The sequence below is a fragment of the Mycobacteroides chelonae CCUG 47445 genome, assembly GCF_001632805.1.
Lineage (GTDB): Bacteria > Actinomycetota > Actinomycetes > Mycobacteriales > Mycobacteriaceae > Mycobacterium > Mycobacterium chelonae.
Genome location: NZ_CP007220.1, coordinates 2,000,088 through 2,011,445, shown reverse-complemented (window position 1 = coordinate 2,011,445; position 11,358 = coordinate 2,000,088). Strand labels below are relative to the sequence as shown.

Annotated in this window: 11 protein-coding genes; 6 read left to right on the top strand and 5 right to left on the bottom strand. The window is 64.9% G+C overall.

Features of this window, described 5'->3' with window-relative positions; translation table 11 throughout:
* Positions 1 to 209 precede the first annotated feature (209 nt).
* The 5 genes from ctaE (at position 210) to BB28_RS09960 (ending at position 4,952) form a co-directional block, all read left to right on the top strand.
* The gene (ctaE, locus tag BB28_RS09980; RefSeq protein WP_030095464.1) at positions 210 to 752 is read left to right on the top strand and encodes an aa3-type cytochrome oxidase subunit III; all 543 of its coding nucleotides are present in this window, start codon (positions 210 to 212) and stop codon (positions 750 to 752) included.
* 7 nt (positions 753 to 759) lie between these two features.
* On the top strand, positions 760 to 1,632 hold the full coding sequence (gene qcrC / locus BB28_RS09975; RefSeq protein ID WP_030095463.1) for a cytochrome bc1 complex diheme cytochrome c subunit: 873 nt from the start codon (positions 760 to 762) through the stop codon (positions 1,630 to 1,632).
* Positions 1,611 to 2,798 (top strand): cytochrome bc1 complex Rieske iron-sulfur subunit, encoded by a 1,188-nt coding sequence (gene qcrA / locus BB28_RS09970; RefSeq protein ID WP_164514100.1) that lies wholly within the window; start codon positions 1,611 to 1,613, stop codon positions 2,796 to 2,798. The genes qcrC and qcrA overlap by 22 nt, the downstream gene beginning before the upstream one ends.
* The gene (gene qcrB, locus BB28_RS09965; RefSeq protein ID WP_046253393.1) at positions 2,795 to 4,447 is read left to right on the top strand and encodes a cytochrome bc1 complex cytochrome b subunit; all 1,653 of its coding nucleotides are present in this window, start codon (positions 2,795 to 2,797) and stop codon (positions 4,445 to 4,447) included. The genes qcrA and qcrB overlap by 4 nt, the downstream gene beginning before the upstream one ends.
* Before the next feature lie 67 nt (positions 4,448 to 4,514).
* A complete protein-coding gene (locus tag BB28_RS09960; RefSeq protein ID WP_046253392.1) occupies positions 4,515 to 4,952 on the top strand; it encodes a PPOX class F420-dependent oxidoreductase in 438 nt (145 codons plus the stop codon).
* Here the strand turns inward: BB28_RS09960 and BB28_RS09955 are convergent.
* From BB28_RS09955 to ctaC, 4 genes are all read right to left on the bottom strand, one after another.
* Entirely contained in the window at positions 4,949 to 5,680 is a 732-nt protein-coding gene (locus BB28_RS09955) for a DUF2561 family protein (protein WP_046253391.1), read from the bottom strand. The two genes, BB28_RS09960 and BB28_RS09955, sit on opposite strands and share 4 nt — an antisense overlap.
* Positions 5,680 to 6,555: a hypothetical protein gene (locus BB28_RS09950; RefSeq protein WP_064393452.1), complete on the bottom strand. Its 876-nt coding sequence runs from the start codon at positions 6,553 to 6,555 to the stop codon at positions 5,680 to 5,682. Before BB28_RS09950 ends, BB28_RS09955 begins: the two co-directional genes overlap by 1 nt.
* A gap of 236 nt (positions 6,556 to 6,791) precedes the next feature.
* Positions 6,792 to 7,211, bottom strand: coding sequence for a cytochrome c oxidase subunit 4 (locus BB28_RS09945; protein WP_030095457.1), 420 nt, complete (start codon positions 7,209 to 7,211; stop codon positions 6,792 to 6,794).
* A 25-nt stretch (positions 7,212 to 7,236) separates the two neighbouring features.
* Positions 7,237 to 8,286: an aa3-type cytochrome oxidase subunit II gene (ctaC, locus tag BB28_RS09940; RefSeq protein ID WP_044104422.1), complete on the bottom strand. Its 1,050-nt coding sequence runs from the start codon at positions 8,284 to 8,286 to the stop codon at positions 7,237 to 7,239.
* A gap of 159 nt (positions 8,287 to 8,445) precedes the next feature.
* On the opposite strand from ctaC, the gene asnB reads away from it, so the two are divergent.
* Positions 8,446 to 10,374, top strand: coding sequence for an asparagine synthase (glutamine-hydrolyzing) (asnB, locus tag BB28_RS09935; protein WP_046253388.1), 1,929 nt, complete (start codon positions 8,446 to 8,448; stop codon positions 10,372 to 10,374).
* On the opposite strand, the gene BB28_RS09930 is transcribed toward asnB, so the two are convergent.
* A complete protein-coding gene (locus tag BB28_RS09930; protein WP_046253387.1) occupies positions 10,371 to 11,342 on the bottom strand; it encodes a carbohydrate kinase family protein in 972 nt (323 codons plus the stop codon). The two genes, asnB and BB28_RS09930, sit on opposite strands and share 4 nt — an antisense overlap.
* Positions 11,343 to 11,358: the final 16 nt, after the last annotated feature.

The window sequence follows — 11,358 nt, the reverse complement described above, 5'->3', positions numbered from 1 at the left end:
GGCCGCGACACGCCGGACGCAGGTCACCGGTGCCGCTCTCATCAGAGGCCACACGCGTTGTCGGGAGTCGGTCACAAATCAATGTCGGACCCGGGTGGCTCTCGACAACTACAAAGCGTCATACTTACGACGTGACGACCGCAGCAGCCCCAGGATCGCCGGCGGGAACCGCCATTACCCAGCGGGTTCATTCACTGAACCGGCCCAATATGGTGAGTGTTGGCACCATTGTGTGGCTTTCCAGTGAGTTGATGTTCTTTGCTGGACTCTTTGCGTTCTACTTCACCGCTCGGGCGCAGTCCGGTGGCAACTGGCCGCCGGAGCCCACCGAGCTGAACCTGGGTCTTGCCATCCCCGTGACCGCTGTGCTGGTCGCCTCGTCCTTCACCTGTCAGATGGGTGTGTTCGCTGCAGAGCGCGGCGATGTTTTCGGGCTGCGCCGCTGGTACGTCATCACTCTCATCATGGGCACGTTCTTCGTCCTCGGACAGGGCTACGAGTACATGAACCTCGTGCACGAGGGCACCACCATCGCGAGTAGCGCCTATGGCTCAACCTTCTACCTGGCCACCGGCTTCCACGGTCTGCACGTCATCGGCGGCCTGGTCGCTTTCGTCTACCTCCTGATTCGCACCCGGATGAGTAAGTTCACTCCGGCCCAGGCCACCTCCGCGATCGTCGTGTCCTACTACTGGCACTTCGTCGACATCGTGTGGGTCGCATTGTTCGCCACCATCTACTTTGTCCGCTGACAGCCCCATGACGAAGCCCAACCCGGTGAAGGGAGCCCCACAGTTGAGCGTGGAGCCCGTAAACAACACAGCCGCCAAGAATCGTGCGCGCCGCAAGTTCCGCCGTCGCATCTCAGCAGGTTTGCTGCTGTTGATCGCGCTGGTGGTTGCCGGTGGCTTGGCCTCTACCTTCACGCCCACCCCGCAGGTCGCGGTGGCCGACGAAGACAAGTCGGCGCTGCTGCGCACCGGTAAGCAGCTGTACGAAACCTCGTGCATCACCTGTCACGGCGCCAACCTGCAGGGTGTGCCCGACCGCGGCCCCAGCCTCATCGGCGTGGGTGACGCGGCCGTCTATTTCCAGGTGTCCACCGGCCGTATGCCGGCGATGCGCAACGAGGCCCAGGCCCAGCGCAAGGACCCGATCTTCGACGAGGAGCAGACCGATGCCCTCGGCGCCTACATCCAGGCCAATGGCGGCGGACCCCAGGTCATCCGTGACGGCGATGGCGCCATTGCTCAGGAGTCGCTGCGCGGCAACAACATCGCCCGCGGTGGCGATCTGTTCCGGTTGAACTGCGCGTCCTGCCACAACTTCACCGGACGCGGCGGCGCCCTCTCGTCGGGCAAGTTCGCCCCCGAGCTCGACCCGGCCAATGAGCAGCAGATCTACACCGCCATGCTGACCGGCCCACAGAACATGCCCAAGTTCTCCGACCGTCAGCTGACCCCCGAGGAGAAGAGGGACATCGTCGCCTACGTCAAGGCGTCGAGCGAGACCCCCGACCCGGGTGGTTACGGCCTGGGCGGCTTCGGCCCGGCTTCTGAGGGCATGGCCATTTGGATCATCGGCATCGTCGCCGCCATTGCCGCGGCACTGTGGATTGGAGCGCGCGCGTGAGTGGCGATCCCAAAGTAGAGATTCCCTCCGACGAGCAGCTCGCGGCCATGAGCCGCGATGAGCTGGTCAAGCTGGGCACCAACCTCGACGGTGTCGAGATCGTCTACCGCGAACCACGTTGGCCCGTCGAGGGCACCAAGGCCGAGAAGCGCGCCGAGCGTCTTGTCGCCCTGTGGTTCGCGCTCGGTGGCGTGTTCGGTCTGGCCCTGCTCGGGGTGTTCCTGTTCTGGCCCTGGGAGTACAAGCCGTTCGGGGACCCGGGCAACGCCATGTACAACCTGGCGACGCCGCTGTACGGCCTGACCCTGGGCCTGTCGGTGCTCTCGCTGGGTATCGGCGCGGTGCTCTACACCAAGAAGTTTGTCCCCCAGGAGATCTCGATCCAGGACCGCCACGACGGCCCGGGCTCGTCCGAGGTAGACCGCAAGACCATCGTCGCGCAGCTGCAGGACACCCTGGAGACCTCGACACTCCCCCGCCGCAAGATGGTGATCCGGGCCCTCGGGTTCGGCGTCGGCGCCATGGGAGCCGGTACCGCGGTCGCCTTCATCGGTGGCTTGATCAAGAACCCCTGGGCCCCCGTGGTCCCCACCGCCAACGGCAAGCAGCCGGTGCTGCTCACCAGCGGCTGGACCCCGCGGTACAAGGGCGAAACCATCTACCTGGGCCGGGCCGTCGGCAGCAGCTCCCAAATCCTGCTGAAGATCCGTCCCGAGGACATCGACGCCGGTGGCATGGAGACCGTGTTCCCGTGGCGCGAGTCCGATGGCGACGGCACCACCGTCGAATCGCACGAGAAGCTGTCGCATATCGCCATGGGCGTGCGTAACCCGGTGATGATCATCCGGGTGCGGCCCAGCGATATGGGCAAGGTGATCAAGCGCAAGGGACAGGAAAGCTTCAACTACGGCGACCTGTTCGCGTACACCAAGATCTGCTCGCACCTGGGTTGCCCCACATCACTTTTCGAGCAGCAGACCTACCGCATCCTGTGCCCGTGCCACCAGTCGCAGTTCGACGCACTGCACTTCGCCAAGCCCATCTTCGGGCCGGCCGCCCGTGCGCTGGCACAGCTGCCGATCACCGTCGACAAGGACGGATACCTCGTCGCCAATGGCGACTTCGTTGAACCCGTCGGACCCGCATTCTGGGAGCGCAAATCATGAGTGACACAGCCCAAAAGCCGTCACGTCTAGGCAAGATCGCCGCCGCCCAGGGCGAGGCGATGGACTCTCGGTATCACCTCGCCGCCGGAATGAAGCGGCAGATCAACAAGGTCTTCCCCACGCACTGGTCGTTCATGCTCGGTGAGATCGCGCTCTACAGCTTCATCATCCTGCTGCTCTCGGGCGTGTATCTGACCCTGTTCTTCGACCCGTCGATGGCCGAGGTCACCTACAACGGCGTCTACCAGCCGCTACGCGGTGTGCAGATGTCCAAGGCGTACGAGACCGCGCTGAACATCAGCTTCGAGGTGCGCGGCGGCCTCTTCGTGCGACAGATCCACCACTGGGCGGCGCTGATGTTCGCGGCCTCGATCATGGTGCACCTGGCCCGCATCTTCTTCACCGGCGCATTCCGCCGCCCCCGCGAGGCCAACTGGGTCATCGGCTCGCTGCTGCTGATTCTGGCGATGTTCGAGGGCTACTTCGGTTACTCGCTGCCCGACGACCTGCTCTCCGGTATCGGCCTGCGCGCCGCGATGTCCTCGATCACCTTGGGCATCCCGGTCGTCGGCACCTGGATGCACTGGGCGCTGTTCGGCGGCGACTTCCCCGGCAACATCTGGATCCCGCGCATGTACGCGCTGCACATCCTGTTGATCCCCGCGATCATCCTGGCGCTCATCGCCGTTCACCTGGCGCTGGTGTGGTACCAGAAGCACACGCAGTTCCCCGGGCCGGGCGCCAAGGAAACCAATGTCGTCGGCGTGCGCATCCTGCCGGTGTTCGCGCTCAAGGGTGGAGCGTTCTTCGCTTTCACCACCGCCATCCTGGCGCTGATGAGTGGCCTGCTGCAGATCAACCCCATCTGGTTGCTGGGCCCCTACAAGCCCTCGCAGGTGTCGGCGGGCAGCCAGCCCGACTTCTACATGCAATGGACAGAGGGCCTGGCCCGTCTGTGGCCCGCATGGGAGCTGTACATCTTCGGGCACACCGTGCCCGCGGTGTTCGCGGTGGCGATCATCATGGGTGTGGTGTTCGGTCTGCTGACCATGTACCCATTCATCGAGAAGAAGCTGACCGGCGACGATGCGCATCACAACCTGCTGCAGCGTCCGCGTGACGCTCCGGTCCGCACCGCCATCGGCGCGGCGGCGATCTCGTTCTACATGATCCTGACACTGGCCGCGATGAACGACATCATCGCGTTGAAGTTCCATATCTCGCTGAACGCGACGACGTGGATCGGCCGTATCGGCATGGTCATCTTGCCGATCGTCGTGTACTACCTGGCCTACCGCTGGGCCATCGGCCTGCAACGCAGCGACCGCGCAGTACTCGAACACGGCATCGAGACCGGCATCATCAAGCGACTGCCGCACGGTGAATACATCGAGCTGCACCAGCCACTGGCCGGTGTCGACGAGCACGGCCACGCCATCCCCCTGGAATACCAGGGCGCCGCAGTGCCACAGCGCATGAACAAGCTCGGATCGGCCGGCGCACCCGGCACCGGCTCGTTCCTGTTCGCCGACCCCGCCGACGAACAAGCCGCACTGGTGGAAGCCGAACACGAGGCGCACCACAAGTCGCTGCTCGCTCTGAAGGAGTACCAGGACGGCGAGCCGGCAACAAACGGTCACGGCCACTAGAAGTCAGTTCGACAGTTGGGCCCCGCATACGAAAGTGTGCCGGGCCCAACTGCTTTACCCTGGCCGTATGCACGAGATGACTCGCGAGCAATGGTGGGCCTTCGCTACCGAGGGCACCCGCACCGGGATGCTGGGGCTGGTGCGGGCCAACGGTGCACCCATCGTGACACCGGTCTGGTTTCTGCTCCATGAGGGATCCGGCGGCGATGAGCTGATCTTCACGACGGGCACGGAAACGTTGAAGGGCAAGGCCATTCGACGTGATCCGCGCATCTCACTGGCCGTCGACGACCAGCGCCCGCCCTACTCCTACGTCCAGTTTTCCGCGGAGGCGCGGCTGACCAGTGATCTCGATGAGATGCGCGAATGGGCGACCAGGATCGGTGGACGCTACATGGGAGCCGAGCTGGCCGAGGATTTTGGCCGTCGTAACGCGGTTCCGGAGGAATCGCTGGTGCGCGCCACCATCACGAAAGTCGTTGCCCGCGCAGGAATCGCAGATTAAGACCCCGACGCACCGAGCTCACGCAGCTTCTTGAGGGTCACCCACGGAATCGCGCCCATCGCGCAGGTGATCACCCCGCCGAACACGAACGCGACGATGGCAGCGGTATCACTGTCCACTGCCAGCAGATAAGCACCTGTGACCACCGCCAGCAGCGCCAGACCGATCGCACCGGCGATCCCTACGGTGGCGCGTAGCCACAGCCGATCGACCACCACCGATTTCGATGCCGCCTCGGCGGCAGCCCGATAGGCCGGTGACCCGGGCCCGCTGTAATCCTTCGGGACATGGCTCGTGTGGTCCGCGAGTCCGCCGAATGTCTTGAGCTTCTCGGTCGAGGCTTCCGTGGGAGGCGGACCCGATGGCTCACTGCCAGCCCCGGAAGCATTGGCACCCTTGGATTTAGGTGCGGCTTTTGACGGGCCCCGCGTCGTGCGCTGAGCGGCCGTCTTACGGGCGCGCAGTAGCAGCGGCACGGCGCCGATGATGACGGCCAGCGACACCCCGATAACGATGTAGATCCCCCAGGAAGATCTAGAGGAGCCCGACGACTCGGTCCCCTCCCCCAGCCCGGTCATCACGACGATGGCGCCGACCAGCATCCCGACGAACGCCAGCCAGATGACGGCGCACAGCCCGATAAGCATCCGGTCGATGGCCTCCGGAGAGGATCGACGCACCGGACCGGCAAGTGCCTCCAGTGGCTTGGCCAATCGACCCGCTGACATCAGCAGGTTGCCTGCGCCGAATTGTTGTTGTTGGCGGACAGAACCTGGCCATCGCTGGTGGTGATCGTGCAGTTGAGCTGGCTCAGGCGCAGGAAGCTGCTCGCCGATACCGAACCGATCTCCGAGTTCGAGATCGGGGTGACGGTGATCGACCACGGGATGTAGACGTTCGGGTTCACCCGTGTGCGCCCAGAGCCGTCGGTCCACGTGATCGAGATGCGGTCAAGCGGGGCCTTTGAACCCGTCACCGAGTACGTAATCTGCCGAGGCCCGGCCGGGGTCGTGGTTGTCGGCGGTGGAGGCGGCGGCGGCGTGGTGGTCGTCACCGGCGGCGGGGCCTCATGCGTCGTCACCGGCGGCGGGGGCGGCGGGGGCACCGGAACCGGAGGTTCCACCGTCACGGTCTCGGTCACTACCGGCGGAGGCGGAGGTGGCGGCGGCTCAGTGGTGGGCGGCGGCGGTGGAGGAGGCGGAGGTTCCGTCGTGGTGGTGATGATCTCGTTCCACGGCGTCGTGCTCGGCGTCGGCGTGACCGAGGTGCTCTTGGCGGCACCGGTCGTCTCGTCCGAGCGTCCGGCCACCAGCAGGGCGACGGATGCCACCAAGGTGATGGCGGCGATGATCGCCGCCACCCCGACGACCCAGGGCCACCGCGGCGGAGGTGGCTCCTCACCGTCGACCAGCTGGGTGTCGTACTCGTCGTACGGCACGTACGGGCTGGTGAATTGCTCGGATTCGGGCGCCGAATACGCCTGTGAATGAAACGCGGCGGAATCCGGCCCGGAAGAGTCAGCAGCTGCGCCATCCGCGTTCGGACCGTCCAGATCCGGAACTTCCCCGGGAGTCCCCGACCCTGGGTTGTCCGTCCCACTCATCTACACAAGTTCCTTTTCGTCACTTCCCGCTCCCCGGCGGGCCACCTGCCTGAGGGGCCATGGCAACGATAGCCAAAGCAATCCGGGGCGACGAAACCCGACGGCCGTAAAAACCAAACTGACCACCGGATTGTTATCGAAAACGTGACAGTGCACACGGAGATGTCACACCAGTCACGGGAGTCCCGCCGCAAAGTACGAGCGCGGCGGTGGGAAGGGGCAAAACGCGCGATGAGCTAGTGCTTCTCCGGGCCCACGTGGTACTCGAAGACCAGACCGGCGACCGCACTGAGAACGAACACCGCGCCGGCGGCAAGCAGCCACGGCAGCCATAGCGCCACACCCACCGCAGTGGTGGCGGCGGCAAGCGCGATCATGATGGGCCACCAGCTGTGCGGGCTGTAGAAGCCCAGCTCGCCGGCGCCGTCGGCGACCTCGGCATCTTCGTAGTCCTCGGGCCGGGTGTCCAGGCGCCGGGCCACGAAGCGGAAGAAGGTCGAGATGATCAGTGACAGACCCGTGGTCATCACCATGGCAGTGGTTCCCGCCCATTCCACACCACCATTGGCGTAGAGGGCGGTCAGCACCGCGTAGACCACGGTGGCCAGGGCGAAGAATCCGGTGAGGATCTCGAAGAGTCGGGCTTCGATATGCATGCTGCGCTCCTACCTTTCCCGCTGCCTAGTTCTTCGCCGCGTTGTTGTCCGCCGGCGCGAGCTCCCCGCGGCGGCCGTCGAACGGCCTGGTGGTAATCGAGACCGGCGACTGCCCGATCGATGCCAACGCCTCGGCGTTGGTCTTACCCGCCTTGCGCGCCTCCAGGTAGAACTTGAAGTCGTTGGGGCTCACCACACGCAGCTCGAAGGCCATCATCGAGTGGTAGGTGCCGCACATCTCGACGCAGCGACCCACGAACGCGCCTTCCTTCAGGATCTTGCTGACCTGGAAGACGTTGTCGGAGTTGTTGGCCTTGGGCTCGGGCATCACGTCGCGAGTGAACAGGAACGGGACCACCCGGAACGAGTGGATGACATCGGCCGAAGCCAGCTGGAACTCGACGCTCTTGCCGCTGGGCAGCACCAGCACCGGGATCTCCGAGGAGGTTCCGACGGTCTCGATCTTGTCGAAGTTCAGGTAAGTGCGGTCCTCGCGGTTCAGGCCGCGCACCGGGCCGACGAGCTCGTTGCCGTGCGCGTCCTTACCCTCGGGCTTGGAGGTCATGGCCTTCTTGCGTTCCGGATCGGCGCCCTCGTAGTTGAGGCTGCCGTCCTTGAACGCGACCTTCTGGTAACCGAACTTCCAGTTCCATTGGAAGGCGGTCACGTCCACGACGACCTCGGGGTTCGGGTCCTTGTGCATGACCTTGTTCTGCACCACGACGGTGAAGTAGAAGAGCACCGCGATGATCAGGAAGGGCACCACCGTCAGGATCAGTTCCAGCGGCAGGTTGTAGCCGAACTGACGCGGGAACTCGGTGTCGCCCGGCTTGTGCCGGTGGAACGCGACGGTCCAGAAGGTCAGTGCCCATACGATGACGCCGACGACCAGCGAGGCCACGACTGCCCAGGTCCACAAGGGAGCCATGTAGTCGTGGGCTTCGGGGGTGATTCCCTCGGGCCACCCGAACCGCAGCACTTCTTGGACGCTACAACCGCTGAGCAGGAAGCTCGCCGCGCCCAACAGCACCACAGTGGCCAGCAGGGACGGCCGTGAGCCGGACCGTGACGTCACGTTTTAAGCCTCCTGTTTCGGTACAGAATCCATCGCTGACCAGTGGCAGCAATCGAATACTACGCAGCGTAGACCACGCGGTCGCATCAGGGCAGCGACGGGGCCGGTGTGGGGACCTAGGTCCTGGGATAGGTCGCGCGATGTTGCATACTTGGCCGCGTGTGTGGACTGGTGGCGTGGCTGGGCCCGCCCGGGTCTTCGCTCGAATCTCATAGCCCTGCGGTGGATGCGGCGATGGTGCATATGCGTCATCGCGGCCCCGATGAGCCCGGAATCTGGCACGAGGAAAACGTGCTCTTCGGCTTCAACCGGCTCTCGATCATCGACATCGCGCATTCGCATCAACCGTTGCGCTGGGGACCGGCGGACACCCCGGACCGATATGTGCTGGTCTTCAACGGCGAGATTTACAACTACCTGGAACTCAGGGAGACGCTGCGGGCCGAGCACGGCGCCGCATTCGCCACCGAGGGCGACGGCGAGGCGATTCTGGCGGCCTACCACTTCTGGGGCCCGGATGCGCTGCACCGGCTGCGTGGCATGTTCGCCTTCGCGATCTGGGACACGATTGAACGCGAGTTGTTCTGCGCGCGAGATCCTTTCGGCATAAAGCCGCTGTTCATGGCGACAGGCCCGGGCGGCACCGCGCTGGGCAGCGAGAAGAAATGCCTGCTGGATCTGGTGGAGCAGTTGGGCATCGGGACCGAACTGGACCTGCGGGCGCTGCAGCACTACACAACGCTGCAGTACGTTCCGGAGCCAGAGAGCCTGCACACCGAGATCCGCCGCCTGGAATCCGGTTCGTACGCGCGCATCGCCCCCGGCCAGGAGCCACGCGTCACGCGTTACTTCCCGGCCCGGTTCGCCGTCACGCCCTTCACCCGCGCGACCCGTCAGTCCCGGTACGACGAGATCACCGAGGTGCTTTCCGATTCGGTGGCCAAGCACATGCGGGCCGATGTCACGGTGGGTTCGTTCCTGTCCGGAGGTATCGACTCCACGGCCATCGCCGCGCTGGCGATCCGGCACAATCCGAAGCTCATCACGTTCACGACTGGCTTTGAGCGGCAAGGCTATTCCGAAGTCGATGTGGCGGTTGAGTCCGCCGAGGCGATCGGTGCCCGGCACGTCGTGAAGGTGGTCAGCCAGGAGGAGTTCGTTTCCGCGCTGCCCGAGATCGTCTGGTATCTGGACGATCCGGTGGCGGATCCATCCCTGGTGCCGCTGTACTTCGTGGCCAAAGAGGCCCGTAAACACGTCAAGGTGGTGCTCTCCGGCGAGGGCGCAGACGAACTCTTCGGTGGATACACGATCTACCGGGAACCTTTGTCGCTCAAGCCTTTCGAATACCTACCCGGTGCGTTGCGACGCGGTGCGGCACGGCTCTCGGCCGCCATCCCGGACGGGGTGCGCGGCAAGAGCCTGCTGAACCGCGGCTCGATGACACTGGAGCAGCGCTACTACGGAAACGCCCGCAGCTTCGATGATGAACAGCTGCGCGCGGTGCTCCCCCACTATCGCCCGGAATGGGGACACCAGGACGTCACCGCCGCTCTCTACGAGCGATGCGCGGGCTGGGATCCGGTGGCGCGCATGCAGTATGTGGATCTTTTCACCTGGCTGCGCGGAGACATTCTGGTCAAGGCCGACAAGATGACAATGGCGAACTCGCTCGAGCTGCGGGTGCCGTTCCTCGATCCCGAGGTGTTCAGGGTGGCCTCGCAGCTGCCCTACCGGGAGAAGATCACCCGCGAAACCACGAAGTACGCCCTCCGCAGGGCACTGGAACCCATTGTGCCGGCGCATGTTCTGCACCGGACCAAGCTCGGTTTCCCGGTACCCATCAGGCACTGGTTCGTCGATGGACTGCTACACGACTGGGCCCGCGAGACGCTGGCGACCACGCAAGCCGGGCACTTGATCGATGTGCCCGCCGTCGGCCGGATGCTCACCGAGCACGCGGCCGGCACCGCCGATCACAGCCGCAGGCTGTGGACGGTGCTGATCTTCATGCTGTGGCACGCGATCTTCGTCGAGCAGTCGGTGCGGCCGAACATCCAGGAGCCGCATTACCCGGTGCAGCTCTAAAGAGCCGCACCGATCTCGTCGGCGGCGTCCGGGCCGTACGCGTCGGCGAGGCGGGCCAGCGCCTCGTCGCGCTCCCACACCCATTCCTGGGTTCCCACGGTCTCCAGCACCAACGTGGCCACCAGCGATCCCAGCTGCGCCGAACGCTCCAGGCTCAAGCCGGCACTACGGGCGGTGAGGAATCCGGCACGCCATGCGTCGCCGACACCGGTCGGGTCGACCTGCCCCTTCTCCGGGACCACCCCCACCTTGAGGGAGGTGCCGTCCTTCTCCACGATCTCGACGCCGTTGGGGCCCAGGGTGGTGATCCGCAGCTCGACACGCTCACGCACGTCCGCCTCGGTCCACCCCGTCTTGGAGAGCAACAGATCCCACTCGTAGTCGTTGGTGAACAGGTAGGTGGCACCCCCGACGAGTTCGCGGGCCTGCTCACCGGAGAGCCGGGCCAGCTGCTGCGACGGATCAGCCGCGAACGGCAATCCCAGGCTGCGGCATTCCTCGGTGTGCCGGAACATGGCATCGGGGTCGTTGGCTCCGATGATCACCAATTCCGGTGTCCCGGTAGTCGATACGACATCTGCCAGCGAGATGTCACGGGCTTCGGACATCGCACCCGGATAGAAGGACGCGATCTGAGCCATGTCCTGATCGGTCGTGCACACGAAACGCGCGGTGTGCGCGGTCTGGGAGATCAGCACGCCGTCGCAGTTGACGCCGTGGCCCTCGAGCCAGGACCGGTACTCGTTGAAGTCCGCACCCACGGCGCCCACCAGAGCGGGCTTGCCGCCGAGCACGCCGATGGCGAACGCGATGTTCCCCGCGACGCCTCCACGACGGATTTCCAGATCGTCGACCAGGAAGCTGAGGGACACCTTCTGCAGGTGCTCGACCAACAGCTGCTCGGAGAACTTTCCGGGGAAGTTCATGAGGTGGTCGGTCGCAATGGATCCGGTAACGATGATGGACACGCGTGAGACCCTTCGT